The organism is Sunxiuqinia elliptica (assembly GCF_900113005.1).
Lineage (GTDB): Bacteria > Bacteroidota > Bacteroidia > Bacteroidales > Prolixibacteraceae > Sunxiuqinia > Sunxiuqinia elliptica.
Genome location: NZ_FONW01000011.1, coordinates 34,393 through 59,323, shown reverse-complemented (window position 1 = coordinate 59,323; position 24,931 = coordinate 34,393). Strand labels below are relative to the sequence as shown.

The 24,931-nt window shown below is 41.5% G+C and carries 27 protein-coding genes; 5 read left to right on the top strand and 22 right to left on the bottom strand.

All coding sequences use genetic code 11. The annotated features are described in order from the left end of the window. Window positions 1-186 precede the first annotated feature (186 nt). The 8 genes from BM156_RS16800 to BM156_RS16765 form a co-directional block, all read right to left on the bottom strand. Window positions 187-909: a sulfite exporter TauE/SafE family protein gene (locus tag BM156_RS16800; RefSeq protein ID WP_212733546.1), complete on the bottom strand. Its 723-nt coding sequence runs from the start codon at window positions 907-909 to the stop codon at window positions 187-189. Next, window positions 906-1,355 (bottom strand): FixH family protein, encoded by a 450-nt coding sequence (locus BM156_RS16795; RefSeq protein ID WP_093921064.1) that lies wholly within the window; start codon window positions 1,353-1,355, stop codon window positions 906-908. The genes BM156_RS16800 and BM156_RS16795 overlap by 4 nt, the downstream gene beginning before the upstream one ends. A 12-nt stretch (window positions 1,356-1,367) precedes the next feature. Then, the gene (gene ccoG / locus BM156_RS16790) at window positions 1,368-2,780 is read right to left on the bottom strand and encodes a cytochrome c oxidase accessory protein CcoG (protein ID WP_093921063.1); all 1,413 of its coding nucleotides are present in this window, start codon (window positions 2,778-2,780) and stop codon (window positions 1,368-1,370) included. A 32-nt stretch (window positions 2,781-2,812) separates the two neighbouring features. Next, window positions 2,813-3,460 (bottom strand): cbb3-type cytochrome c oxidase N-terminal domain-containing protein, encoded by a 648-nt coding sequence (locus BM156_RS16785; protein WP_093921062.1) that lies wholly within the window; start codon window positions 3,458-3,460, stop codon window positions 2,813-2,815. An 18-nt stretch (window positions 3,461-3,478) separates the two neighbouring features. Then, a complete protein-coding gene (locus BM156_RS16780) occupies window positions 3,479-3,658 on the bottom strand; it encodes a CcoQ/FixQ family Cbb3-type cytochrome c oxidase assembly chaperone (RefSeq protein WP_093921061.1) in 180 nt (59 codons plus the stop codon). A 3-nt stretch (window positions 3,659-3,661) separates the two neighbouring features. Next, on the bottom strand, window positions 3,662-5,818 hold the full coding sequence (gene ccoN, locus BM156_RS16775; protein WP_093921060.1) for a cytochrome-c oxidase, cbb3-type subunit I: 2,157 nt from the start codon (window positions 5,816-5,818) through the stop codon (window positions 3,662-3,664). 5 nt (window positions 5,819-5,823) lie between these two features. Continuing rightward, on the bottom strand, window positions 5,824-6,033 hold the full coding sequence (gene ccoS / locus BM156_RS16770) for a cbb3-type cytochrome oxidase assembly protein CcoS (protein WP_093921059.1): 210 nt from the start codon (window positions 6,031-6,033) through the stop codon (window positions 5,824-5,826). A gap of 154 nt (window positions 6,034-6,187) precedes the next feature. Then, a complete protein-coding gene (locus BM156_RS16765; RefSeq protein ID WP_212733545.1) occupies window positions 6,188-8,587 on the bottom strand; it encodes a heavy metal translocating P-type ATPase in 2,400 nt (799 codons plus the stop codon). A gap of 430 nt (window positions 8,588-9,017) precedes the next feature. On the opposite strand from BM156_RS16765, the gene BM156_RS16760 reads away from it, so the two are divergent. From BM156_RS16760 to BM156_RS16750, 3 genes are read left to right on the top strand one after another with little or no spacing between them, the layout of a single operon-like run. Then, window positions 9,018-9,242, top strand: a complete 225-nt coding sequence (locus BM156_RS16760) for a DUF4492 domain-containing protein (protein ID WP_093921057.1) — start codon at window positions 9,018-9,020, stop codon at window positions 9,240-9,242. Between the two features lie 7 nt (window positions 9,243-9,249). Next, window positions 9,250-10,821, top strand: a complete 1,572-nt coding sequence (locus tag BM156_RS16755) for a cytochrome ubiquinol oxidase subunit I (protein WP_093921056.1) — start codon at window positions 9,250-9,252, stop codon at window positions 10,819-10,821. Next, a complete protein-coding gene (locus BM156_RS16750) occupies window positions 10,821-11,948 on the top strand; it encodes a cytochrome d ubiquinol oxidase subunit II (protein WP_093921055.1) in 1,128 nt (375 codons plus the stop codon). Before BM156_RS16755 ends, BM156_RS16750 begins: the two co-directional genes overlap by 1 nt. Window positions 11,949-12,262: 314 nt before the next feature. On the opposite strand, the gene BM156_RS16745 is transcribed toward BM156_RS16750, so the two are convergent. From BM156_RS16745 to rsfS, 7 genes are all read right to left on the bottom strand, one after another. Beyond that, complete coding sequence (locus tag BM156_RS16745) at window positions 12,263-13,012, bottom strand: CDP-alcohol phosphatidyltransferase family protein (RefSeq protein ID WP_093921054.1); 750 nt, start codon at window positions 13,010-13,012, stop codon at window positions 12,263-12,265. Continuing rightward, window positions 13,012-13,668, bottom strand: coding sequence for a phosphatidylserine decarboxylase family protein (locus BM156_RS16740; RefSeq protein ID WP_093921053.1), 657 nt, complete (start codon window positions 13,666-13,668; stop codon window positions 13,012-13,014). The genes BM156_RS16745 and BM156_RS16740 overlap by 1 nt, the downstream gene beginning before the upstream one ends. 178 nt (window positions 13,669-13,846) lie before the next feature. Then, window positions 13,847-14,659 (bottom strand): phosphatidate cytidylyltransferase, encoded by an 813-nt coding sequence (locus BM156_RS16735; RefSeq protein WP_093921052.1) that lies wholly within the window; start codon window positions 14,657-14,659, stop codon window positions 13,847-13,849. Beyond that, window positions 14,656-14,862 carry a putative signal transducing protein gene (locus tag BM156_RS16730; RefSeq protein WP_093921051.1) on the bottom strand — a complete coding sequence of 69 codons (207 nt, stop codon included), beginning with the start codon at window positions 14,860-14,862 and terminating at the stop codon, window positions 14,656-14,658. Before BM156_RS16730 ends, BM156_RS16735 begins: the two co-directional genes overlap by 4 nt. Window positions 14,863-14,871: 9 nt before the next feature. Beyond that, complete coding sequence (locus BM156_RS16725; protein WP_093921050.1) at window positions 14,872-15,507, bottom strand: LutC/YkgG family protein; 636 nt, start codon at window positions 15,505-15,507, stop codon at window positions 14,872-14,874. Between the two features lie 10 nt (window positions 15,508-15,517). Then, window positions 15,518-17,545: an ATP-dependent zinc metalloprotease FtsH gene (gene ftsH / locus BM156_RS16720; protein ID WP_093921049.1), complete on the bottom strand. Its 2,028-nt coding sequence runs from the start codon at window positions 17,543-17,545 to the stop codon at window positions 15,518-15,520. Between the two features lie 5 nt (window positions 17,546-17,550). Beyond that, entirely contained in the window at window positions 17,551-17,928 is a 378-nt protein-coding gene (rsfS, locus tag BM156_RS16715; protein WP_093921048.1) for a ribosome silencing factor, read from the bottom strand. Window positions 17,929-18,120: 192 nt separating this feature from the next. Between rsfS and BM156_RS16710 the strand changes: the two genes are divergently transcribed. Both BM156_RS16710 and BM156_RS16705 read left to right on the top strand, forming a co-directional pair. Next, window positions 18,121-18,888, top strand: coding sequence for a biotin--[acetyl-CoA-carboxylase] ligase (locus tag BM156_RS16710; RefSeq protein WP_093921047.1), 768 nt, complete (start codon window positions 18,121-18,123; stop codon window positions 18,886-18,888). Window positions 18,889-19,000: 112 nt separating this feature from the next. Then, window positions 19,001-20,356 (top strand): GntP family permease, encoded by a 1,356-nt coding sequence (locus BM156_RS16705; protein WP_093921046.1) that lies wholly within the window; start codon window positions 19,001-19,003, stop codon window positions 20,354-20,356. A 22-nt stretch (window positions 20,357-20,378) separates the two neighbouring features. Here BM156_RS16705 and BM156_RS16700 read toward each other — a convergent pair whose 3' ends face one another. From BM156_RS16700 to pyrE, 7 genes are all read right to left on the bottom strand, one after another. Next, window positions 20,379-21,062, bottom strand: a complete 684-nt coding sequence (locus BM156_RS16700) for a DUF4956 domain-containing protein (protein ID WP_212733544.1) — start codon at window positions 21,060-21,062, stop codon at window positions 20,379-20,381. A 2-nt stretch (window positions 21,063-21,064) separates the two neighbouring features. Next, complete coding sequence (locus BM156_RS16695; protein WP_093921045.1) at window positions 21,065-21,811, bottom strand: polyphosphate polymerase domain-containing protein; 747 nt, start codon at window positions 21,809-21,811, stop codon at window positions 21,065-21,067. Window positions 21,812-21,932: 121 nt separating this feature from the next. Continuing rightward, the gene (locus BM156_RS16690) at window positions 21,933-22,301 is read right to left on the bottom strand and encodes a DUF6686 family protein (RefSeq protein WP_139218318.1); all 369 of its coding nucleotides are present in this window, start codon (window positions 22,299-22,301) and stop codon (window positions 21,933-21,935) included. A gap of 81 nt (window positions 22,302-22,382) precedes the next feature. Further along, on the bottom strand, window positions 22,383-22,985 hold the full coding sequence (locus BM156_RS16685) for a response regulator transcription factor (RefSeq protein ID WP_244525757.1): 603 nt from the start codon (window positions 22,983-22,985) through the stop codon (window positions 22,383-22,385). Further along, a complete protein-coding gene (locus tag BM156_RS16680) occupies window positions 22,982-23,680 on the bottom strand; it encodes a hemerythrin domain-containing protein (RefSeq protein ID WP_093921043.1) in 699 nt (232 codons plus the stop codon). The genes BM156_RS16685 and BM156_RS16680 overlap by 4 nt, the downstream gene beginning before the upstream one ends. A 93-nt stretch (window positions 23,681-23,773) precedes the next feature. Then, complete coding sequence (locus BM156_RS16675) at window positions 23,774-24,223, bottom strand: SRPBCC family protein (RefSeq protein WP_093921042.1); 450 nt, start codon at window positions 24,221-24,223, stop codon at window positions 23,774-23,776. A gap of 74 nt (window positions 24,224-24,297) precedes the next feature. Further along, window positions 24,298-24,930: an orotate phosphoribosyltransferase gene (gene pyrE / locus BM156_RS16670; protein WP_093921041.1), complete on the bottom strand. Its 633-nt coding sequence runs from the start codon at window positions 24,928-24,930 to the stop codon at window positions 24,298-24,300. Window position 24,931 lies beyond the last annotated feature (1 nt).

The window sequence follows — 24,931 nt, the reverse complement described above, 5'->3', positions numbered from 1 at the left end:
AAATAGACCGATTCACTTTATCACCATAAGAAACCCAAAACCACCACTGAATGTTTATAAAAAAGAGAATAAAACCGATATTTTTTTGAATTTCAGTGGAAGAGCACTTTTCCCCTGATGATTCGTCGGATTCTGGGGAATTGCTAACTGGTTATTTTTCAGTATTAAACAAGCTATTGTTTAAAATTAATGACAACAGCTATCTTCCATGGTCCTTTCCACCGGAATTAGTTTTTCGGCCTTAGGGCTTACATAGGGAATACCTAAAGATAAGCCTCTGAGAATAAACAACACGCCCAGAAGAACGATGAAGTAGGGAACCACTTTCCGCATGAGCGAACGCAGGCGCAAATTGATCAGGCTTCCGGTGAGTGAAAGCAACAACATCATTGGAATGGTGCCCAAACCAAATAGAATCATAAACCCGGCTCCTCCCCATATATGATTGGTGTTGATCGCTCCGGCAATGGCAACATAAACCAAGCCGCAAGGTAACAAGCCATTGAGCAGGCCAATGCCCAACAGCGAACGATAGGAACGGTTGCCAAAAAGTTTCCGAAGGTTGTTGATTAAACGTCCGGCATAACCGGTGAAAAGCGTGTTTAAGTTGATTTTTTGCTTGAATAAATAGGGAAATAACACGCCCAAAATCATAATGACTCCCAATAAGATTGAAGTCCATTGTTGAAAGCCAGCTAACTGAATTCCTTGGCCCAGCAATCCGAAAAGAAGCCCCAAAACAGCGTAGGTCAATGTGCGTCCAATGTTGTAAAGGAGCCCACCGGCAATCTTGGCTGCATAACTGTGATTTTTTAGCGGCAGGGCAACTGCAATTGGACCACACATGCCAATGCAGTGAAAGCTACCTACCAGACCGATTGTTAAAGGCGTAATTAGATCAAACATCATTCTAGCATTATTTCCAATTCCTGAAAAAATGGTTTCTCATCGGCAGTCCAGTCCAGCTTTATTTTGTATCGTCCTTTAGGAAGTCGACTCACTTCAACAAGTTGCTGCAGCGTTGAATCAAGCTGAAGCGGAATGTTGAGATCGTTTCTTTCGCTAACGGGACTGTAAACCTGGATTGTTCCTTCCAGTAGGTCGTGTTTAAACAAAGCCGGAAATGACAACTGAAGGTTGCTTCCGAGCTGAGTCAACTGGACCTTTTCTTCCAGGAGATTGACATTTTTTATTTTATCAATCTTTTGTTGGTAATTAATTGATTTCTGATAGTAATCGTCTTCAACCAGGTAATAATCTTGACTGGTGGCAATCGAAACCAGGTAAAGCATCCCTGAGACCATTAAAACAATGGCAATTGCAATGCCGGTTCCCCAGTTAAATTTTATTTTCATAGCACAAATTCTTTATTCGTTGTCCAACGAGTTGGGACCAACAAAAGTTGACTTTATTTCTTCCAGTAATTCACCATCTTCATAAACTCCGATGACCAAATGCGTATTTGATTGGCTAAGTGTGTTTTTGGGTAGAATGATGAGCAGGTTGCGTTTGGCAACTTTGCCTACTTCCAGGTTCAGTTCATCTCCCATCAATTTAATTTCACCATCAGGGGTTAGCAGCTTGAGTTCCATTTGAACAGCGTCGCTTGTTTTATTAACCATCTGGAGGTTATACAGGTTGCTGTATGCATCTGCTCCATATTCCTGAAAAAGGGTTCCCTGTGCTCGAATAATGGTTGTTTCAACATCACCTCGATTCATGAACGAGTAGCTAACAACAGCCAAAAGAATGACCAAAACAACCGAGTAGGCAATCGCACGCGTATTCAGAACATGCTTTTTGCTTTCCGAGATTGATCGTTCTGAAGCATAGCGAATCAGTCCTTTGGGTTTATTTACGGCATACATAACCGAGTTACAGGCATCAATACAGGCGGTGCAGTTGATGCACTCGAGCTGGGTGCCGTTCCGAATATCAATTCCCGTGGGGCAAACATCGACACAACGTTTGCAATCAATACAATCCCCTTTGTCTTCGTTTCGACCCCGTCCTCTTGGTTCTCCTCGAACATAGTCGTACGCAACAACAATCGAGTTTTGGTCGAGCATAACGCCCTGCAAACGACCGTATGGACATACCAAGGAGCATACTTGCTCCCGAAACCAGGCAAACACATAGTAATGAGCTGCGGTGAATGCCAAGACAACCAGTAGGGACGAGAAGTTACTTCCCGGCCAACCCGACATGTTTGCTAAAACATTGGGATAGCCAATAAGGTAAGACCAAAACGTGATGATGGTCCCAAAGGAAATGGCCAGATAAATACCATGCTTCAACAGTCGTTTCGATAATTTTTTCAGGTTCATTGGCTGTTGAGCAAGTACTTGTTGCTTGCGGCGGTTGCCATCAATCAAATATTCGATGGGCCGATACAGGAACTCCAGAAAGACTGTTTGCGGACAGGTCCAGCCACAGAAAATACGACCATAAACAACGGTAAACAGAATAATGAAGACCAGCAGTGTTATGAAAGCCAGCACCAACAGGTGAAAGTCCTGCGGGTAAAACGTGTTTCCAAACAAGACAAATTTTCGTTCCAGGAAATTGAGGAAAACCAATTGTTCTCCCTTTATTTTAAGGTGTGGTGCCAGGTAGAAAAAAGCCAATAACGTGTAGGCTACCACCCGGCGGTAGTTGTAAAGTTTACCTTTGGGCATTTGTGGAAATACCCATACGCGTTTTCCTTCATTATCAACGGTTGACATTCGGTCTCGAAAAGTAACCTTCTGATAATCGCTTGTTTTTTCTTCTGCGGCCATTTCAACGTTTCAATTAAACCAATTGCTCCTTGTTAGCTTTGGGGTTGTTTCTCTTCTTGCTGTTGTGGAACGTACTTTTCTCCTTCTGGAGCTTTTTGATTAGGAGGATTGGTGCCCTTAAGACTTTGAATGTAGGTAATAACATCCTGAATTTGGGTTTCCGTCAGCTGATTTTTATACGAAATCATTCCCTTTTCAATGACGCCATTGACAATCACCGCATGCATATCTTCGCGCGAACCTCCATGAATCCAGTACTCGTCGGTAAAGTTTGGGCCAACTAGGCCTTCTCCAAATTTACCGTGGCAAACGGAGCAAATCTTGCCATATGTTTCAGCACCGCTGGCCAACATGTCTTCTTGGGTACGCTGCACCGGTGCTGCCGTTTCTGTTCCATCTGAAGGAGTCGGCTCCTCCTGATGCATAGCAGCCATCATTTCATTGCGGTACTCTTTTTCTTGAATGACACTGTCGTGTTCAAAAACGAAAACAAGCATCAGGTAAGCGGCCGAAAAAACAATACTCGCATAAAAAAGGTATTTCAGGAAGGGAGGAAGTCGGTTATCCAACTCCCGGATTCCATCAAATTCGTGGCCTCCCAATAATTTGACATTGGTTGCTTCATCAATTTCAACCTGTTTTTTCGAGCTATCTTGGTTTTTATCTTCTATTGTACTCATAAGGATCAGTTTTAAAGGCTAGTGAAGATTGGTTTGCAGATCATCATCTAACGGGATTTCACTCAGTCGTTTTACTCGTGATTTATCCATCCGAATTGTATGAATAGTAACTAGGATGAAAAAAACAAAAAAGATGAGAAAGCCTACAATGGCATAGAGTTCTACTCCAATAATACTTTGTAAGTGTTCTTTAATCATAGCTTATTCTTCTTCAGTGTCTTCGTCTGTTTGGGGTGTCATAATATCAGTTCCTAAGCGTTGCATGTAGGCAATTAGGGCAATGATTTCTTTAGTGCTTTCAGTCTCAATTCCTGCTTCACGCAGGTTTTGTGCAATCTCTTCGGCCTGTTTTTTTAGGTCGTCATTGGCTTTATGCTCATAGTTGTCAGGGTAGGGGACGCCTAATTTTTTCATGACCCTAATTTTTGGAGCGGTTGATTTCAAGTCAATATCTTTCTCAGCCAACCATGGATACTTAGGCATAATGGATTCTTCATTCATCTTTTGCGGATCGATGAAGTGATTGTAATGCCAGGCATTCGGCTTGTAGATACGGCCTGTTTTTACCCCTTCACGAGCCAAATCAGGACCGGTACGTTTAGATCCGAACTGGAACGGACGGTCATAAATAAATTCACCGGCTTTGGAGTATTCGCCATAGCGCTCTGTTTCTGATCGGAATGGACGAATCATCTGCGAATGGCAGTTGTAGCAGCCTTCTTTTACGTAGATGTCGCGTCCATGGAGTTCTAATGGTGTGTATGGTTTTACACTTGAAATAATGGGCACGTTTGAATTGATCAGGTAAGTTGGAATAATCTCAAAAATACCTCCAATGGAAATAGCAATGGTTGCAATGATCAGAAAACGAATGGGTTTACGTTCCAGGAAGCTGTGCCAGCTTTCTGATTTTGTTTTCTCTACTGGTTGAGGCCTTAAAGCCGGAGCTTCAGCAGCTTCTTCTTTTACCAGGCTACCTTGTTTCGCAGTTTTAATCACATTGAAAACCAACAGAAGCATTCCAACAACATACAAGCCTCCACCAAATGCACGAATAGCATACATCGGAATAAGCTGAGTAACGGTTTCCAGGAAGTTCGGATAAGCCAGGAAGCCTTCCGGCGTAAACTCTTTCCACATTAAGGCTTGGGTAATTCCTCCGATATATAGCGGAACGGCATAAAAGATAATGGCTAGCGTGGCCAACCAGAAGTGGACGTTGGCCAACTTCACCGAATACAATTTGGTATTGTAGATACGAGGAATCAGCCAGTAAAGCATTCCAAATGTCAACAAGCCATTCCAGCCTAAGGCTCCAATATGTACGTGTCCAACAGTCCAGTCCGTGTAGTGACTGATCGCGTTTACTGTTTTTAGTGAGAGCATCGGGCCTTCAAAGGTTGACATTCCGTAGGCTGTAATTCCGACGACAAACATTTTCAAAATAGGGTCTTTGCGAACCTTATCCCATGCACCACGCAGGGTGAGTAAGCCGTTAAACATCCCTCCCCAGCTAGGAGCAATCAGCATGATGGAAAACGTGGTTCCCAGTGCTTGCAACCAGTCCGGCAGCGAGGTGTACAACAGGTGGTGAGGACCAGCCCAGATGTATATAAAAATCAAAGACCAAAAGTGGACAATCGATAATTTATAGGAATAGACAGGCCGGTTGGCAGCTTTCGGCACAAAGTAATACATCAGTCCCAAAAACGGAGTTGTTAAGAAGAAGGCAACAGCGTTGTGCCCATACCACCATTGTACCAAGGCATCCTGAACGCCGGCATAAATCGGGTAACTTTTCAAAGCGCTATATGGAATTCCGATGGAGTTGACAACATGGAGCACAGCAACCGTAACCCAGGTGGCAATAAAAAACCAAATGGCTACATAGATGTGGCTTGTGCGCCGTTGTAAAATGGTTCCGAACATGTTAATCCCGAAGATGACCCAAACGATCGTGATGGCAATGTCAATAGGCCATTCAAGTTCGGCATACTCTTTTCCTGAAGTAAATCCGGCAAGCAGGGTTACGGCTGCCGAAACAATGATTAACTGCCATCCCCAAAAATGAATTTTTCCCAGCAGGTCGCTATACATTCGGGTTTTAAGGAGGCGTTGCATGGAGTAGTAAACAGCCGTGAAAATGGCATTTCCTACAAATGCAAAGATTACTGCATTGGTATGCACCGGCCTTGTTCGTCCAAAGGTGGTGTACTCCAGGCTGAAATTCATTTCGGGAATAAAAATCTGCAAGGCTACCAGCAAGCCTGCTAATAAACCTACAACCCCCCAAACAATTGTTGCAACAGCAAAATTTCGGGTAATCTTGTTGTCATAGGTAAACTTCTGTAGTTCCATATAGCTTATGATTTAATAGATTTCTTCTCGTGCTTATTGTCTTGTTCTGATGTATCGTCGTTTTCTTCTGTAGAAATAGGATCGTCGAATAAAATGCGAACTGAAGGAGTGTAGGAATCTTCGAACTGGCCGTTTCTTACAGCCCAAATGAAAGCGATGAGAAAAACAGATGCCACTAATATTCCAATAATGATCAATACAAATACTACCGACATGTTTCTCGTTTTAGTTAAAGATTTAGTTTTTTCTCGTTAAAGACTAAGGTTGCGGGTCACAACATTTATCCTTAAATCAATTTGAAACAACAAGAATGATTGAACTTTGTTTTCCAATTTAGCTAAAATTTTCGGGACTCCTTAAGATTCAGCTTTACAGCAGTTTTTTTCTGGCTTTCAAATTGACTGAGAATGTGGCAAATGCTACAACCGTAACCGAACTGAGCGGCATTAGGATGGCCGCAATGATCGGTGATAGATTTCCCTGCACAGCAAAAGAAATACCAACCACATTGTAAAGGAATGAAATTAGAAACGACTGCCGGACGATGCTCATACTGCTTCGGGCAAAACGAATAAAGCGATGCAAAGATGCAAACTTATCGGCTTGCAAAATGGCGTCGCAAGCTGGCGTAAAATTGTAAATGTTATCGGCAATAACAACCCCAACCTTGCTTTCATTTAAAGCTCCAGCATCATTTAAACCATCACCAATCATTAACGAAGGCGAACCATCTTGCTGCAGCTTGTTGATGTAATTTAACTTGTCGGTTGGTGATTGGTTAAAATTTAAATGTGCTTCCTGTTTAAAGAGCGGGAGTAGGTTTTTTCGTTCTGACTCGTTATCGCCACTAATTAAGTGAAGTTCATAATTCGAACTTAGTTGGGCAATGGTTTCCTGCAGCCCTTTTCGGTAGCTATTTTCGAACTGGAAGTAGCCCAAAATATGCTGGTTGATGGAAACCCAAACCTGTGTTTTCAACTCTTTGGAGTCGGACTGGTCTCCGGTGACAAAATATTTGGAGCCGATATTGAGTTTCGAATTATTGACTTCGCCTGTAATTCCAAGCGAAGGTAACTCTTTGAAATTAGCGACTTCATAGCGTCCGCTTGCTTCAAGTGTTGTGCTAATGGTTTTACTGAGTGGGTGGGTCGAATGGAACACCAGCGAGCGAATTAGTTTGAGTTGTTCCTCGGTAAGTTGTTCGCCCTTAAAATCAATGCGAGAAGATTGGGCGTGGGTAATGGTTCCTGTTTTGTCAAAAACAATGGTTTTTATTTTATAGAGCTGTTCAATGACATCAGCATTTTTAAGGTAAAAGCCTCGTCGTCCAAATTGGCGCATGGTACTCCCAAAAGTAAAAGGGATCGTTAGCGCCAAAGCACACGGACAAGCAATAATTAAAACCGAAGTGAAAGCAAAGAGAGCTTTGGATGAGTCGTTGAAATTCCAGTACAACGCAGCTCCCAAAGCGATGGTAATGATGGTTGCCGTAAAGTATTGGCTGACCTTGTTGATAACGCTTGACATGGGAGCCGAGTTATTAGTGTTTTCATAATCTTGGTTCCAAAGCTGGGTGAGGTAACTTTGTTCAACTTCTTTTTGAACCAACAACTCAATCGCACTTCCCATCTGGCGTCCTCCGGCAAAAACAAAATCGCCCACATTTTTCCCAACGGGTACCGACTCGCCGGTAACGAAACTGTAGTCGATACTGGCATTGCCTTTTTCAAGGGTGGCATCGGCCGGAATGAGTTCCTGGTTCCGAACCAGAATGCGGTCGCCGGCTTTTAGCTGATCCAGGGGGATGGTGGTATTGCCCGCCTCCGTCAGCTTGGTAACAGCCACGGGGAAATAGGATTTGTAGTTTCGTTCAAAAGTCAGCGCTTCGTAAGTGATGCTCTGATACCATTTTCCAATTAACAGGAAAAATACCAAGCCAGTGAGCGAGTCAAAATAGCCAATGCCTTGATCGGTAATCAGCTCAAGCGTACTCTGCAGAAATAAGGTGATCAGACCCAGTGCAATGGGCAAATCAATACTGATAATCTTTTTTCGAAGGCTTTTGTAAGCCGATAAAAAGTAGTCGCTGGCACAATAGAACAGCACCGGAAGACTCAGTAAAAAGCTCAACCAACCAAATACCAAGCGGAAATTTGCTTCAAGGTGTTCACTTCCTGGAAGGTATTGGGGAAAGTGGTAAAGCATGGCATTTAAAAAGCTAAAGCCGGCAATGCCAATTTTAATGAGCAAGGTTTTACTCGACTTGCTTTTGGGGGCTTTCTCCAATGTTTGCTGACTGATTTCGGGGACATAATGAATCGAAGCCAGCAGTTCGACCAATTTGCGCAAGTTTAGCTCTTCTTCGCGGAACGTAATGCTAACTTCTTTTTTAGGGAAGTTAACTGAAGATTGAATGACACCCTTGTGCAGCGTATGCAAGTTTTCGAGCAGCCAAATGCAAGAAGCGCAGTGAATCGTAGGAATGAAAAAACGCACTTTGGAAATTCCTCCATCTGAAAAGTCGAGTAAACGGGTTCGGATCTCGTCCAATTCGAGGAAAGCGTATTTGTCTTCCGACGGAATCTGGTCATTCTCCAGCTTGATGCCTGGGGCATCCGCAATCGAATAATATTGCGTCATCTGATTTTCGTTCAACAGCTGGTAAACGGTTTGACATCCCTGGCAACAAAAAGGTTTCTGGTTCCAAATAATTGGAACAGGACCACAATTTTCACCGCAATGAATGCAGGCTTGCTCTTCTTTTTTCAAAATCAGAAATTTTTAGGTTGATTGATTTTTCTGACTAGAACACTTTGGACGTTTAAAGGTTGCAAAAAAAGCCGGATATCGATCTTTTCTTGAATTCAAAATTTGGCTATTGATTTTAGGAAGCAACCAGCTTGAAAAAAAATCAGCAGCACGAACAACGATTAACAAGAAAAGGCTCAGTAAGTTTTATCTGATTAACGATAAAAAGGTATTTATTTCGCAAATAGATTCTGCTAAAATTCATCAACAATCAAGATTAGTATGTTGTTTTGGAATTTATTAATTTGTTCGTCAATTCTATGAATTAAACAAAATAAAATTTGTTTATATGGAATTGATGACGAAATTTGATTCGATGATTTTGTATGAGAAGACCGATTTTTAACTGTAATAATTGGTCTTGTTTCATGAAATTGTAAAGTTATTCAAGATGAAGAAAGGATTGTTTTCACGGGTTTGGAGTTTGTATTACGATGGATTTCGCAATATGGGTAAATGGGGGCGACAAGTATGGTTGATCATCTTTATTAAGTTGTTCATTATGTTTTTTGTTTTGAAGTTGTTTTTCTTCCCCAATTTTTTGAAAACCAATTTTGAGACCGATGAAGAACGAGGCAATCATGTGCTGGAAAATTTAGTAGAACCAATTAAATAAAAAATCAATGTTAGAAGCTATCGACTTATCTTTAGTCAATTGGTCGCGCGCGCAGTTTGCGTTAACAGCCATGTATCATTGGGTTTTTGTTCCTTTAACATTGGGATTGACGGTGATTATCGCCATTATGGAGACACTGTACGTCAAAACCGGAAATGTGGAATGGAAGAAAATCACCAAGTTTTGGATGGTATTATTTGGGATCAATTTTGCCATCGGTGTGGCTACCGGAATTATTCTGGAGTTTGAGTTTGGAACCAATTGGTCCAATTATTCCTGGTTTGTGGGCGATATTTTTGGGGCTCCTCTTGCTATTGAAGGTATTTTTGCCTTTTTCATGGAGTCGACTTTTATTGCTGTGATGTTTTTTGGCTGGAATAAAGTGAGCAAGAAAGTGCACTTGCTGGCTACGTGGTTTACAGCCATTGGCGCCAGTTTATCAGCACTTTGGATTTTGGTGGCCAACGCCTGGATGCAAAATCCGGTGGGGATGCAGTTTAACCCGGAAACGGCTCGTAATGAAATGGTCAGCTTTTGGGATGTCCTGTTTTCGCCAACAGCAATTTATAAATTCACACACACAACCTCCTCAGGCTTTGTGCTGGCCTCCATTTTTGTGATTGGGATTTCGGCCTGGTTTATCCTGAAAAAGCGTCATTTGGTTTTTGCCCGGAAAAGTATTGCGGTCGCTGCCGTTTTTGGGCTTCTTTCGTCGGTTTATCTGGCCTTTACAGGCGATAGCTCAGCCAGGGATGTGGCTCAGAAGCAACCCATGAAGTTTGCCGCTTTCGAAGGTTTGTACAACGGAAGCGAAGGGGCAGGACTTATTGCTTTGGGGTTTATGTCGACTTCGGAGACTGACCCATCGAATGAAAACTTGCTTGATTTCAATATGAAAATTGAGATCCCCAATGTTTTATCTTACATGGCTTACATGGACTGGAATGCCTTTGTGCCAGGAATCAACGATTTGATTGATGGTAATGAGGCTTACGGTTACATGTCGGCTGACGAAAAAATTGAGCGTGGAAAAATCGCCATGGCTAAATTGAAGGATTTCAAAGAAGCCAAGAAAGCAGGTGATGAGCAGTTGGCTGAACAGTTGAAAACGGAGTTTATGTCGCCTGATTTCCAGGAAAACTACTTTAATTATTTCGGGTATGGCTACATTACCGATACGGCTATGCTAATTCCAAGTGTTCCTCTGTCATTCTATAGTTTTCATATTATGGTTGGCTTAGGATTCTACTTTATCTTGTTTTTCTTCTTGGCTTTGATGTATGTCATTAAAGGTAAGCTGGAACAAAAGCGTGGCTTTTTACGATTGGCGATCTGGACCATTCCGCTGGCTTATATTGCTTCGCAAGCAGGCTGGGTTGTGGCAGAAGTTGGGCGCCAACCTTGGGTCATTCAAGATTTGATGCCAACGGTTGCGGCCGTTACGCAAATTAGCACGAGTGCCGTACAGGTGACTTTCTGGTTGTTCTTTGGTATTTTCACGCTTCTGCTTATCGCTGAAATTAAAATCATGCTGCGTCAAATTAAAATTGGACCTAAAATGGAAGGAGGGCAGAACTAATGTTTGAAAGTTTATCACATTTGGCATTGCAACAGTATTGGTGGGTGATCATTTCACTGCTGGGAGCACTGTTTGTTTTTCTAACCTTTGTTCAGGGAGGACAAACTTTAATTTATACGATTGGTAAAACGGAGAATGAGCGGACCATGCTGGTCAATACCTTGGGCCGAAAATGGGAGTTCACTTTTACGACCTTGGTTACTTTTGGTGGCGCCTTTTTTGCATCCTTTCCCTTGTTTTATGCCACTTCGTTTGGTGGTGCTTATTGGGTTTGGTTTGCAATCTTATTTTTCTTTGTTATTCAGGCCGTATCCTACGAGTTTCGGACTAAACCTTCCAATTTTTTGGGAGCCAGAACCTATGAAGTATTTTTATTTTTGAATGGAGCTTTTGGAACTATCCTGATTGGAATAGCTGTTGGCACGTTCTTTAATGGGGCCATGTTTAGTTTGAATGATTTGAACAATGTAAGCTGGGAAACCCCTTATCGTGGTTTGGAAGCGGTTCTGACTTTCCACAATGTTGCACTTGGTTTGTCCGTCTTTTTCCTGGCACGGATTCTCGGAGCTTTGTATTTCATGAATTCAGTAGATAGTCCCGCCATTTTTGAGCGTTCAAAAAAACAGGTGCTTTACAATACGATCCCATTCCTGGTTTTCTTTTTGTATTTCCTGATTTGGTTATTGCTGAAGGACGGCTATGCTTATGGTGAGAATGGCGTTGTTATGGAACCTTACAAATACCTGAATAATTTGATCCAAATGCCAGTTGTGGCAATTATCTTGTTGCTCGGTGTGGTGGGGGTTTTATACGGCATTGGCATTACCTTGCTGAAAGGAAGTGGTTCTGGTATTTGGTTTTCCGGAGCAGGAACAGTGCTTGCCGTAATGGCCTTGTTCTTGATTGCTGGCTTAAACGGAACTTCATTCTATCCTTCGAACTTTAGCTTGCAGGATTCGCTGACAATCGAAAATTCTTCATCCAGCCACTATACGCTGACTGCAATGAGTTACGTATCCTTAGGAGTTCCTGTTGTAGTGGGCTACATTTGGTGGGTATGGAAAGCGATGAATGCAAAGAAAATTGATGAGGACGAGATTCTGGAAGAGGATTCTCACGCCTACTAGAGAAGATTTTACCGTAACACTTAAATTGTTTTGAAATGTATTGGAGTTCTATTTTATATTTATTGACATGGCCGGTTTTGGTAATTGCTTCTTACCACCTGGTCAAATTTGTGGTGAAAAAATATACCACAGTTTTTGAAAAAATTGAAGACTAAAGTAGTCCTAAAATAATTCTAACAGAAGGCATGCCAATTAGGCGTGCCTTTTTTATTGTAATTGCCGTTATTCAGCTTATAGCATGAGTGTATTGAGCAATTCAAATTGATCAATACACTTGCCTCAGATTGTTATGCGAATGATTTGATATTCGGTCTTTAGCGATTAGTCAATTTTAAAACCGCTGATATTAAAATGTAGCTAATAATGATCAATGGAACCGCGTATAGCTTTAAGCTGATGACTAGAATCAAGCAAAGGCCAATAAACAAAAAGCGAATTTGGTTTCCTAGCCATTTCAGGTGTTTGAACTTGAGCGAGAACATGGGAAGTTCTGAAATCATCAAAGCTGAGAGCAAAGCGATTGCCGTGAGTAAATTGAAGCGGTTCAAAATGAGGTTTGTTACAACGGGAGCATTTCCCCATTGCAGAATAAGTGCCAAGGAGGCATAGAAAATAGCATTGGCTGGAATTGGGAGTCCCAAGAAGTTTTCGCTTTGGCGGGTATCCAGGTTGAACTTGGCCAACCGGAAAGCTCCTGCAACCGGAACCAAAAGGGCTGATAATAGGAAAATCCATTCTAAAATACTGGCATCAATGGATGTGATCGCCTGATTTTGACCAAACATGGCCAGTTGCAGCATCGTGAATAAAATAGCTGCCGGAGCTAACCCAAATGATACGAGATCAGCCAGTGAATCCAGTTGTTTCCCAATTTCGGAGTAGGCCCCTAGCAGACGGGCTGCCATTCCATCAAAAAAGTCAAAAACAGCAGCAGCCAAAATAAAAATGGCAGCCAAACCTAGTTCTCCTTCAATACCTAAAAATACAGCCATACTACCAGAAGCCAGGTTCAGCGCTGTAATGGTATTCGGAACCCAAAAGAATAATTCACTGATTCGTCGCATTAGCTCAATTTTCCGATGATTGTTTGTGATCCGGTAACCTTATCTCCCAGTTTTATTTTAAGCTCGGTGTCGGTTGGTAAGTAGAGATCAACACGACTTCCGAATCGGATAAAGCCCATTTCCATGTCTTGCGTAACTTTTTGTCCTTCTTTTAAGAAATTAAGTATCCGTCGAGCCATGGCTCCTGCAACTTGGTTAGCCATAATTTCACGGCCATCTTTCATTCGGAAAGCGGTGCAAGTGCGCTCGTTTTCATCGGCTGACTTATCCTTAAATGCAGCGTAGAAATGTCCTTTTTTGTGTTTCAAAAAACTGACTTGTCCAGGAACCGGAACCCAATTGATATGGACGTTGAAAGGCGACATGAAAATAGAAACCTTGGTGCACGTGGTGTTGAGGTATTCGTTTTCATGAACTTCTTCAATAACACAAATTTTCCCATCAGCAGGGGCGATGACATGCTTTTCGTTGGCTGTCACTTGGCGACTGGGGTAACGAAAAAATTGTAAGACTAAAACCAATACTACAAGTGAAGCTATGGAAATAACGGCATTGAGAATACTGATTGGGATCAGTAACCAAGCCAATACATTGATTAAAATAATGAAGAGTAAGGTATTTCGAATAATCGATTTTCCTGCTGGATGAAATTTCATAATTTGCTATGTGAAATGTATAACAATACGCTCGCCAGCAAGCGGGCAGAGCGAATTTATCTGTAGTGCAAAAGTAGGAAATAAATCCATGATCTTTGAAAGGAAAGAGATCTTTGCATCGATTTTTATAGAAAGCTTGACACTGTGCAGGGCGTTCCCAGTCCTGTTTATTTTTCGCCTAAACGAAAATACGCCAGTAAAGTACCATGGTTGGCACTGCAAAAAATAGGCTGTCAAAACGGTCTAGAATTCCCCCATGTCCCGGTAAAAAGTTACTGCTGTCCTTCAGGTTAAATTGTCTTTTAAACAGGGATTCTGTCAGGTCGCCATAGGTTGCTGAAATTACGGTGATGACTGCCAGAATAATCCAATGAATAAGATCAACTTCAGGAACAAAATAGGACGAAATGAGGCTTGCTGCAGCGATTGCTAATAGTGCTCCTCCGATTGCTCCTTCCCATGATTTTTTGGGTGAGATCCGCTTAAAAAGGCGATGTTTGCCTAAGGTGACCCCAAACAGGTAGGCCCCCGAATCGTATGACCAAATAATGACAAAAAGAGCTAGCAATAGGGCAGGGCTATAGGTGTTGTTAGAGAAAACCAACAGGCTGATCATGCTTAAGGGGAGCGCAATGTAGATGAGCCCTAAAACACCTGCCGCAATATTTTCGAAAGGGAAATTACGGCCTCGGTATAGCTCTGCAATAAAAACCAAGAGGAAAACAGGAATTAGACTGAAATAAGTCGTTTCCGGAAGAATACCTTTCCCGATTAAAAAGAAAGCAATAAAGATGACTCCTCCGATTACAGAGGCTAAAATCCGGTTGGGCTTAATTTCAGCATTCTTGAAAAAGTTAAAAAATTCATGCAATCCAGCTAAAAGCACAAATAAAAAAAGAATACCAAAAGTGTATTCATTAAGCAAAAGGCTGCCAACAACAACCCCTGTAAAAGCGATTCCTGTAAGTGTTCTGACGAAGAAATTTTTCAATGCTTGAGCTTTTTTAAGATTTTCTCAGCTTGTTGTTGATTTTTTTGGTGAACGTAAAGCTCAATTTGCCCAATACTTGGGATCACAGAATCGTGTTGATTCAAGCTGAATGATTCGATGCCATTTTCGTCTAAAAGCTCCCGGGCAATTTGGATTTGATATTCTTGGTCGGAAGAATAAACAGCTACTAAGTCTTTTTCCATAGTCGGGTGTTAAAAGGGTTCGTTAGCTAAAAGTACGAATAATTTTTTGGGTCCATGCATCCCCATGACCAATGTTTTTTCAATATCGGCAGTTCTGCTGGGGCCTGTAATATTCGTAATCATGCTAGGAAGAGCCTCTTGGTATTTATTCTCAAGCTGTTCCAGTGCTTCGTCCAGGAAATTGACGATTTGTTTTGAATGAGCGATAACAATATGAGTTTCTGGGAAAACATGCGCTCTTCGACCTGAAGACGATGCCGAGCTTACCATCACTGATCCTAAGTGGGCAACCAAAAATTCACAAGAGGTGATTCCTGTGCCAATTTTATCCAGTTTTTTCAAGGAATCAGCTGTCGAAAATTCATCTCCCAAAAGCTCTTGTAGCTTTGGTTCCAAGCATACCAGATTATCCAATTGTTCCTGTTGAATCAGCTCTTTTAAGTTTGATTGAATTTCTTGCTGGTCTTTTACTTGGATAACATGACCTCCAACCAATTCCAGGTTCGTCTTGAAATTTTCCGCTAAGTTTTCGTCTTGTGGTAAATAAATTGGAGCATCAAAATCGGGGCGGGCAACAGTTTGCCTACCCCGAGTATTTTGTGCTTGTTGAAGTCGTTTTAATATGTTTTCTTTTGCTGAACTCATTTAAAAATATTTAAGCAGAAGTCGTCTTATCCGGAGTTTCTGTTTCCGGTTTTGGGTCCATTATTGTCTGATTTTCGGCAGTCAGTTCGTCTTTAACCCATGGTCGTTTACCAAAGATTTCTTCTAAATCTTCACCAAAGATAACTTCTTTTTCGAGTAAACGCTCAGCTAACTTTTTATGACCTTCGCTATGTTCTTTTAACACTTGAAGGGCACGTTCATATTGAGAGTCAATTAAACCTTTAGATTCTGAGTCAATTAACTCTGCTGTTTTTTCACTATAAGGCTTTGTAAATCCAAAGTCAGATTGGCCGGTTGAATCATAGAAACTTACATTTCCAACTTTCGGACTCATTCCGAAAATGCTGATCATGGCATAAGCCTGTTTGGTTACTTTTTCCAAGTCATTTTGAGCCCCGGATGAAATTGAGCTAAAGATAATTTCTTCGGCAGCACGTCCTCCTAAAGCGGAGCACATTTCATCCAGTAGCTGTTCTTTGGTTGTAATTGAGCGTTCTTCGGGAAGATACCAGGCTGCGCCAAGTGCTTTCCCGCGGGGAACGATGGTTACCTTAACCAGCGGGTGAGCATGCTCAAGTAGCCAGCTGATTGTGGCGTGCCCAGCCTCGTGATAAGCAATGCGTTTCTTCTCGTCTCTGGAAATAATTTTGTTTTTCTTTTCCAATCCTCCAATGATCCGATCTACGGCATCCAGGAAGTCTTGACGACCAACTTTATCACGGTTTTTACGAGCAGCAATCAGGGCTGCCTCATTACAAACGTTGGCAATATCGGCTCCAGAGAATCCTGGAGTCTGTTTGGCTAAGAAGCTGGCATCAACCTCATCTGATAGTTTAATCGGACGAAGGTGAACCTTAAAAATTTCACCACGTTCATTCAAGTCTGGCAGTTCCACATGAATTTGGCGGTCAAAACGTCCTGCCCGCATCAACGCACGGTCCAGCATATCAGCTCGGTTGGTTGCTGCTAAAATGATGACTCCGGAATTGGTGTCGAAACCATCCATCTCGGTAAGCAGCTGGTTCAGTGTATTTTCGCGCTCATCATTTGAGCCCATATTCGGGTTCCGGCCCCTTGCACGACCAATTGCATCAATCTCATCAATAAAGACGATACATGGTGCTTTTTCTTTGGCTTGTTTAAACAGGTCACGGACACGTGAAGCTCCTACACCGACAAACATTTCAACAAAGTCAGAACCTGACATCGAGAAAAATGGTACGTTAGCTTCGCCTGCAACGGCTTTCGCAAGAAGCGTTTTTCCCGTTCCCGGAGGACCGACCAACAAGGCTCCTTTCGGAATTTTACCTCCCAATTTGGTGTATTTGGCAGGGCTTTTCAAAAACGAAACCACTTCTTCAACTTCTTGTTTCGCTTCAGCAAGACCGGCAACATCTTTGAAGGTTGTGCTTACGCGCGAATCTTTATCAAAAACTTTAGCTTGTGATTTTCCAACATTAAAAATATTTCCAGCTCCACCAGCACCGCCAGCGCCTTTACTCATTCTTCTGAAAATCCACCACCAAATGGCAATGATAATTAGGAAGGGAAGGATCCAGCTGATGATTTCTCCAAAATAGTTGGTGACATTGTTGTATTCAGGAGTTACTTTTTGATCTTCGGCGAAGTTCTCCTGAGCTTCATCTAAATTGTTTTCAAAGGTTTCAACCGTTCCGATGGTAAAAATAAAGTGAGGACCAAATTTCGAAGGGGCTCCAAAACCAGTATTCAACTTATCTGCATATTTCTCGTAACTGTCTTCTTTTAGGTATATCTGCGCTTCATCTCGGTTAACAACGACTATCCGAGCAATATCATGCTGCGTCAGCATGGTTGTTCTTACTTCATTCCAAGTGGTTTTTACCGGACCACCTCCAAAACTGAAGTATTGAATTGCCAAAAAGATGACGATGACAATTCCGTAAATCCAGTAGGGATTAAATTTGGGAGGCTTTCCTCCTGGCTTTAAATTCCCCAAGTTGGAGCGTTGTTTATTCTTGTTGTTCTTCTCTGCCATTTCTTCTAGTTTTCTGTTTGTATTTTTTCGATGGCTGCATCAGCCCAAAGATTTTCTAAATCGTAAAATTTGCGTGTTTCATGTTGAAAGACGTGTACCATTACATCGGCATAATCCAGTAACACCCATAACGAGTTTTGGTATCCGTCTTTGTGCCAGGCGCTTTCTCCAATCATTTCTTCCACAGTGTTTTCAACGGAGTGGGCTATTGCATCAACTTGGGTGGTCGAGTTTCCGTGGCAAATGATGAAGTAGTTGCATTCTGAGTGATTGATTTTTGTTAAATCTATTTTTACAATATCTAATCCTTTAATTCTTTGAATCCCCTCCAGAATCGCCTCAATTAATTGGTCCCTATCTTTTCCTTGTGGTGTTTGTTGCATAGATTTATTTTAGATCTACAAAGATAAATTTTTTCACTTATTTTGACATTTTTACTTACTGTAGGATCATCCCGAATGAAGCATGAACTACAATAACATTAAAGATAAATTATTGTTTTTCGCAATTTCTGTAGATGTTCCGTTAACTTGCTACTAGTTAAACACATGAAATTTAAAAAAATAGTTTAACTAATGGGCAATAAAATTAAAAAACTAATGTGTCATTTTATCGGTCAACCCATTGTTTTTATTGAGAGTACAGAAAGTACCAATAATTATGCCACCCGTCAAGTGCGTGAAAATGAAGTTAAAGAGGGTACTGTCTTTTTGACATATAAGCAGACAGCTGGCAGAGGCCAGGTAGGAAATAGCTGGGAAAGCGCGCCAGGAAAGAACCTCAGCTTTTCAATTTTGCTGAGACCTTTTTTTCTCGATATTCATCGTCAGTACCTTTTATCGAAGGTTGTTTGCCTGAGCTTGGAACAGGTACTGAGTCAGCTGGTTGATGATGTGAAAATCAAATGGCCCAATGATATTTATGTTGGTGATCAGAAAATCGCTGGTGTACTAATTGAAAATGCAATTATGAACGGGCAAATTAGCCAGTCGATCATTGGGATTGGGCTGAATGTCAATCAGGCACAGTTTTATTCAGATGCGCCAAATCCGGTTTCGCTAAAAATGCTTACGGGATGTGATTTTGATTTGGAGCAGATGCTTCAGGGAATTTTAGCAGCAATGAACGAGTTTTATGCTTATCTGGAGGCCGGCGAGTTCGAAAAGCTTGATCAGTTATTTTATGAGAGGATGTACCGGTTGAATGAATGGCATGCTTACAGGGATGAAACTCATCGCTATACTGGAAAGATTACAGGAGTTAATGGTATTGGCCAGTTGAAAGTAGAAGAACGTGATGGTACTTTGCATGAATATCATTTTAAGGAAGTGAGCTATTTGTAGGGAGATTTTATTTCGTGGGTTTCATTTCTTATTTTTAGAGAGCAGACTGCACCGGTTGGAATAGAGCAGGGAAGGACTAACAACTGATAACCAAACTAAACGCACGAAAATAATGAACGAAATTCTTCTGTTGGCAGGAATTGGCTTTGCCATTCTCCTGTTACTTTTCCTGGTACTGAAATTGAAAATTCACGCTTTTCTTTCCTTACTAATTGTAAGTATTGTTGTGGGCATTGTTACGGGCATGGACTTTTCGAAAATCATGAAAAGCATGCAGGACGGCATGGGCAATACCTTAGGCTTTGTTGCGACTGTTGTTGGGCTGGGCGCAATATTTGGGCAAATGTTGGAAGCTTCGGGAGGTGCCCAAACGATTGCAAAGAGCTTGCTTAAACACTTTGGCGAGAAGCGGGCATCCTGGGCGTTGGTGCTTACTGGGTTTATTGTCGCGATTCCTGTTTTTTTTGATGTTGGTTTGATTATTCTCATTCCGATTATTTATGAGTTGACCAAGCAAGCCAAACGATCAATTTTGTACTATGCTATTCCATTATTGGCAGGTTTGGTGGTTACCCATGCTTTTATCCCACCAACCCCCGGGCCGGTTGCTGTTGCCGAAATTTTGGATGTGCAGCTAGGTTGGATTATCATTATGGGCTTTATTGTTGGCATCCCCACTGCCATTATCGCTGGCCCTGTTTTTGGTCGTTACATTAGTGGAAAGATCAAGTTGGGTGCTCCTGACTATTTTGCAGACGCTCCTGTTGATCAGGAGCAGGAGGGACTGCCTTCCTTTCGGACAATCATTTTGATTATTCTTTTGCCTTTGTTATTAATTGTAGCCAGTTCTGTTGCTGAAGTGCTTTTCGATAAAGGCTTGCTTCAGAATGAGTCCGTTTATCAAATCGTTCGTTTGCTTGGCCATCCGTTTACTGCCCTCATTCTTTCTACGCTGCTGGCAATGTATGTTTTAGGGATTCGAAGAGGTTTCAAAAAAGATGAGTTGATGCAGTTGGCCAATAAAGCTTTGGGGCCTGCTGGTTTAATTATCTTGGTTACGGGAGCCGGCGGGGTTTTTAAACAAATATTAATTGATAGTGGAGTGGGGGACATGTTGGCAGAGCAGTTGGCTAATTCGGCCATGCCTCCCATTGTTTTGGCCTTTATTATTGCTGCAGTTGTTCGTGTAGTGCAAGGGTCGGCTACGGTGTCGATGATTACTGCCGCAGGAATTATGGCTCCTTTAATTGGTCTTTTTGATTTGGGGCAAGCTGATAAAGCCTTGTTGGTTTTGGCTATTGCTGCCGGATCGACCATTTTATCGCATGTTAATGACAGCGGATTCTGGCTGGTTGGAAAATACCTGGGAATGGACGAAAAGCAAACCCTGCGTTCGTGGACCGTTATGGAGACGATTGTGTCGTTGGTTGGCTTTTCGCTGGTACTTTTACTTAGTTATTTTGTTTGATCACTACTCAATCGCTAGCCTTTTATTCTTTATTTGTAGGTTTTGGTGGAGCTTGTTCGGTCGGATCAAAAAACACTGAAATGTTGGCTACGTCTCTTAAAAAGTCAATTCGTTTAATTTCGTACCGCTTGATGTCAATTCCGGTTCTGGTTCGTAAATCGTCCAACAGTTCTTTTTCTTTCATCCGATGAATGTTTTCAATGCGCTCATAGCGGATTTCTAGCTCGTTTTCCTGACGAAGCCGCAGGATGCGCTCAAGCAAATAAAGCCCTCCAACGATGAATGCATTGGTGACCACCAGTTCCAGGTAGCTTACTTTTTCGCTGGCCAGTGCATTAATTACCGAAACGCCAATCACTACAAATAAGTAGGTCATCTCTTTGATTGGAATGGGATCTGTTCGGTAGCGGATGATGCCAAAGATGGCGAAAAGCCCCAACGCAAATCCCAGTTCTAGCTTGACACTTTCGAGTAAAAAGCAAAGTAAAAAGACGGTAATGCCTACAGCAAAATAGCTAAAAAAGAAGTCTTTACGTCGACTGTTGCGTGCATAGAGGTAGCGAATGATAAAAAGTAAGATGAGGCTGTTGAAGCAGAAGCGAATCAAGAGCTCCGCAAAGTCTTCAATATTAATCAGCTTGATATCGAGGAATCGAATCTCCTCAATCCATTCAAAAAACGGTATTGATGATAAGATGTTAAGCATACTCAGTTTTGAATTAGTTTACTCAATTGTTTGATTTTAGGTTTAAAAGCATTCGCTTTGAGCATGGGCTCGGTGAGTACCCTGCCTATGCAATATTTACTAAAACTTGTGGAATTAATGCCTTGTTGCGCTAACTGATGAAATAATTTTGAAGAACGAATATGCTGCCGGTGCTTGATTTCAATAATGGCAACAGCATCATGACCAACTTGACTACGGTGATTTTCAAACTGTAAATTTAGATCGATGGTGCATCGTTCGGTCATGTTTTTACAAACCAAGGTGATGCGTTGAAACCGATTGGCTGTTTTTGCTTCCAATAAATCGGGGGCAAGCGGAACTAGTTTTCGCAAAAAAGACCTTTCCTCTACACTTAGTTGGTGGAGTTCGGAATGACTCGGTATCCGTTTCTTGATTGTTCGACCTTTATTTGTTTTTTGTTTTATTTCCAGGTAGCGGCTTGCTGTTTCTGTGTAGCTTCGTTTTCTAATTTTGAAACGATTTAGTTTGCCGTTATGATGGGAGAGGTAAAGCTGATTATCGGGAGTGTCGAAATACAGCGTGTGGTAGTTCAAAAGTCGCTGCTGATTTACTTCAAGCATGAAGTAATCGGTGCTAACAGCTTGTAAAAGCGAAGGCAGCCAATCCATAGGAATGAGAAACTTCTCATCCATGCGGTTGGTAAGCCGGGCTTGGGATAGCTGGCACAGATCAATCGAATCAAAAGAAGAAATAATTGGAGTCTTCATCCGGCACACAACTTAATTGATAACAGGAAATAAATTGCTCATTTTCCTGCTTGCTTGCAAATTAAGTTGAAATGATTGGAAAAAAAAATTGCGAATGGTCTCCTGTAAATTCTTGGCGTCCCTAATTTAAGGTGAATTTACTCAGATCCCAGGCAAGTTGGCTGTTTTTAAAATTACTGCCTGTATATTCAGATCGTGAGAGTAAGTCCATAAAGTCATTTAGTAAATCAATGAGCTCTACAATTTCCGTGTCAGAAAGCAGTAGTTTCACCGGCATATTGGCAAACGGAATCAGAAGTTTCCGACGTTGGTTATTGCTTTTAACTTCATGTTCGAAATGATTTGCATGAACGGTTTTTAGGTAGCTTTTAAATTCAACGAGCTTTTCGGGAGATGGAAAGTCCAAGCCGAGATTGCCGTATTCAAGATGTAACTTTTTACAGGCGTTGCATCGATATATTTGTCCGTTTGGACAGCTCTTTTTCATCATTTGCCATACTTTGTGTGTGTTGACAAAGTTGAAAAGAAAAAGCGGGCATGTCCATCCCCAGTTGTTGGGATTTTCGTTGACTTAGATGAGCTCTTCCGGGTTGATATCCTGAATGTCGAGCAGGTTGTTCATAATGGCATAAACGGTTAGCCCCGATATGGATTTGATGCCTAACTTTTCGGTAATGTTTTTCCGGTGAGAAATAACGGTGTGGATACTAATGAATAGTTTGTCGGCAATTTCTTTATTCGCTAATCCTAAGGCAATTAACTTGATTACATCTTTCTCTCGCGATGTTAGTTCGCCGTTTTCAAGTAAGTGATTTTTCTGCTTGCTGCCTGCTTGACGAATAACCTGAATCAGTTTCTGAATTTGAATAGCGGATGAATATTGCGTCAAGTGATAGTCGTACTGTACTCCAGCTGATTCATTGATTGTTTCGGAAAAGAATCCAACAAGGAACACATCGTTGTTCTTCTGAAGTTGTTCAATGGCTTTGGTATTTTGCTCAACGCCAGCTTCAAGAATCAGGATGGTGGTGCTGTTTGAAATTCCAGCAAATGAACTAAGGTCTTTGGCGGAATTCAATTGGGTAATTTCCATTTTGAAATATTCCTGAAGAATAAGCGCTAGTCCTTTGCGGATAATTTCTGACCGGTGAATTATGAAAACGTTCTCTTTCATTTTCTTAACTCCTTTTCAAATTCCAGCACTTGGGTAATCAGGATGTGATCTTCGATGCGGGCGTGGTCGTTCAAATCATTTTCAAACTGAAACAAGGCTGTTAAGAACTCATTCATGGTATTGTCGTCATAATTTGGAGGCATATGACGAATGATGAGACTTTTCAGGTCGCTTAGCTTTACTTCGACATTAGTGTGCTCATTTTCGATTACTTCAATGGATGAGCCATTTGTGTTTAGCTTTTTATGCTTATACAAATCGATGATGTAAGGGAATACTTTTTCATCTTCCAACTGTAAATGTAAAAGCAACTCTGCTTTGTATTTTTGATAGAAGGTGCTAATCATTTTTAGGCTCGAACAATTGTCTTTGCAGCTCAAAAGCACCTGGTTCAGGAGCTGCTCAATTTTGGGCAATACGTACTCAATGTAATAGCGATGTGTATTTTTCAAATAGTCAATCAGCAGAACTGGCGAAAAGGAAAGTAGCTCAGCTTCGGGAAAATAATTTTCATCGGTGTAAGTGTTGACGATAGCCAGAAAAAAGTCGGTATTAATGTCATTTTCACGACAGACCTCGGCTATTGTTTTTTCCTTAAATCCTAGTCGAATACCAAAGCGGTTAATGACCGGCAGCAACGTGTAGTTCCGACTAATTAAGGAGGACATTTTATCTTCTTGGCTGAATAATTCCATGACTGTTTATTTTGCTAATTGTTATTGTAAACAGAATAGCAGGCCTTTGGGTTTCTGGATTAACCTAATTTTTTTTTGAAATTGTATTTGCTACTAGCGGTAAGGAAGCTTCGTCAGCATCTCGGCCAATTGGTTAACGCCTTTCTCCAGTTTGTTTCCAACCATCATTTTAATCATCATTCCCATTTCTGCATGCAAGGTCAACTTCATTTTAGTTTGATAGGGAGTGACAGGCAAGAGTTGAATCCAGAAGGTAAATTCCATTGGAAGTTTGCCGCTGCTGGTTACTTTGATGGTTTTATGCGGTTCCCGTTCGACAATCCGTATTTCAGCTTCGCCCAAACCACTGATGTTAAACCGGCAGGAGTCAGCGTCAGATTCAAAATCAGAAACTTTTATTTGAGGTACCTGTTTGGTGACCTGTTCAAGTAAGCTTTCATTAACGTATTGCGAAAGGTTCTCGAAATTTGAAAGGAAATTGAAAACGACTTCCTGATTTTGTTCGATATAATGAATATCGCTGGTGTATTTGCTTAGTCCCATAAAGTTTGTTTAATCAAAAAAAATCCCCGGAAAAGCTCCGGGGAATGAAAATATGTGGTACAAAAATAATCAAATTATTTTCCCCAGTTTGCTGGGTCTTCACGCCATTTGTTTAATGACTCTACTTGCGACTCTTGAACTTCACCCGACTCAAGTGCTACTTGAATCAACGTTTTGTAGCGGCTAAGTGTTGTTAGCTCAATACCAGCTTTTTCAAAGTTCTCTTTCGCAACTGGGAAGTTGTAAGTGAAAATAGCCATCATTCCTAAAATATCACCTCCAAAGTTGGCAATAGCTTCGGCAGCTTTTAAACTGCTCACTCCTGTTGAAACGAGGTCTTCAATAATAACAACCTTTTGAGAAGCTTTCAAATCACCTTCAATTAGGTTTTCTAAACCGTGATCTTTCGGTTTTGAACGAACGTAGATGAACGGCAATCCCAATTCTTGCGCAACCAACATTCCATGAGCGATGGCTCCTGTTGCAACTCCGGCAATCACTTCTGCTTCGGGATATTTTTCACGAATCAGCTTGACAAACTGATCACGCACGTACGTACGAGCTTCCGGGTAGGATAACAACTTCCTGTTGTCACAATAAATAGGAGCTTTCCATCCTGAAGCCCAGGTGAATGGGTTTGATGGTTGGATTTTTATTGTGTTTATTTGTACGAGTTTTTTGGTTACCTCAACATGAATGTCTTGCATA

What these genes read in the sequence shown, in the direction of transcription:
- ccoN (WP_093921060.1), bottom strand. Translation starts at nt 5,818, where the DNA reads ATGGAACTACAGAAGTTTACCTATGACAACAAGATTACCCGAAATTTT.
- BM156_RS16725 (WP_093921050.1), bottom strand. Translation starts at nt 15,507, where the DNA reads ATGAGTTCAGCAAAAGAAAACATATTAAAACGACTTCAACAAGCACAA.
- BM156_RS16760 (WP_093921057.1), top strand. Translation starts at nt 9,018, where the DNA reads ATGAAGAAAGGATTGTTTTCACGGGTTTGGAGTTTGTATTACGATGGA.
- BM156_RS16705 (WP_093921046.1), top strand. Translation starts at nt 19,001, where the DNA reads ATGAACGAAATTCTTCTGTTGGCAGGAATTGGCTTTGCCATTCTCCTG.
- ftsH (WP_093921049.1), bottom strand. Translation starts at nt 17,545, where the DNA reads ATGGCAGAGAAGAACAACAAGAATAAACAACGCTCCAACTTGGGGAAT.
- BM156_RS16800 (WP_212733546.1), bottom strand. Translation starts at nt 909, where the DNA reads ATGATGTTTGATCTAATTACGCCTTTAACAATCGGTCTGGTAGGTAGC.
- BM156_RS16795 (WP_093921064.1), bottom strand. Translation starts at nt 1,355, where the DNA reads ATGAAAATAAAATTTAACTGGGGAACCGGCATTGCAATTGCCATTGTT.
- ccoS (WP_093921059.1), bottom strand. Translation starts at nt 6,033, where the DNA reads ATGTCGGTAGTATTTGTATTGATCATTATTGGAATATTAGTGGCATCT.
- BM156_RS16690 (WP_139218318.1), bottom strand. Translation starts at nt 22,301, where the DNA reads ATGATGAAAAAGAGCTGTCCAAACGGACAAATATATCGATGCAACGCC.
- BM156_RS16750 (WP_093921055.1), top strand. Translation starts at nt 10,821, where the DNA reads ATGTTTGAAAGTTTATCACATTTGGCATTGCAACAGTATTGGTGGGTG.
- BM156_RS16780 (WP_093921061.1), bottom strand. Translation starts at nt 3,658, where the DNA reads ATGATTAAAGAACACTTACAAAGTATTATTGGAGTAGAACTCTATGCC.
- BM156_RS16740 (WP_093921053.1), bottom strand. Translation starts at nt 13,668, where the DNA reads ATGAAATTTCATCCAGCAGGAAAATCGATTATTCGAAATACCTTACTC.
- BM156_RS16700 (WP_212733544.1), bottom strand. Translation starts at nt 21,062, where the DNA reads ATGCTTAACATCTTATCATCAATACCGTTTTTTGAATGGATTGAGGAG.
- pyrE (WP_093921041.1), bottom strand. Translation starts at nt 24,930, where the DNA reads ATGCAAGACATTCATGTTGAGGTAACCAAAAAACTCGTACAAATAAAC.
- BM156_RS16680 (WP_093921043.1), bottom strand. Translation starts at nt 23,680, where the DNA reads ATGGAATTATTCAGCCAAGAAGATAAAATGTCCTCCTTAATTAGTCGG.
- BM156_RS16755 (WP_093921056.1), top strand. Translation starts at nt 9,250, where the DNA reads ATGTTAGAAGCTATCGACTTATCTTTAGTCAATTGGTCGCGCGCGCAG.
- BM156_RS16745 (WP_093921054.1), bottom strand. Translation starts at nt 13,012, where the DNA reads ATGCGACGAATCAGTGAATTATTCTTTTGGGTTCCGAATACCATTACA.
- BM156_RS16695 (WP_093921045.1), bottom strand. Translation starts at nt 21,811, where the DNA reads ATGAAGACTCCAATTATTTCTTCTTTTGATTCGATTGATCTGTGCCAG.
- BM156_RS16685 (WP_244525757.1), bottom strand. Translation starts at nt 22,985, where the DNA reads ATGAAAGAGAACGTTTTCATAATTCACCGGTCAGAAATTATCCGCAAA.
- BM156_RS16675 (WP_093921042.1), bottom strand. Translation starts at nt 24,223, where the DNA reads ATGGGACTAAGCAAATACACCAGCGATATTCATTATATCGAACAAAAT.
- ccoG (WP_093921063.1), bottom strand. Translation starts at nt 2,780, where the DNA reads ATGGCCGCAGAAGAAAAAACAAGCGATTATCAGAAGGTTACTTTTCGA.
- BM156_RS16785 (WP_093921062.1), bottom strand. Translation starts at nt 3,460, where the DNA reads ATGAGTACAATAGAAGATAAAAACCAAGATAGCTCGAAAAAACAGGTT.
- BM156_RS16710 (WP_093921047.1), top strand. Translation starts at nt 18,121, where the DNA reads ATGGGCAATAAAATTAAAAAACTAATGTGTCATTTTATCGGTCAACCC.
- BM156_RS16730 (WP_093921051.1), bottom strand. Translation starts at nt 14,862, where the DNA reads ATGGAAAAAGACTTAGTAGCTGTTTATTCTTCCGACCAAGAATATCAA.
- rsfS (WP_093921048.1), bottom strand. Translation starts at nt 17,928, where the DNA reads ATGCAACAAACACCACAAGGAAAAGATAGGGACCAATTAATTGAGGCG.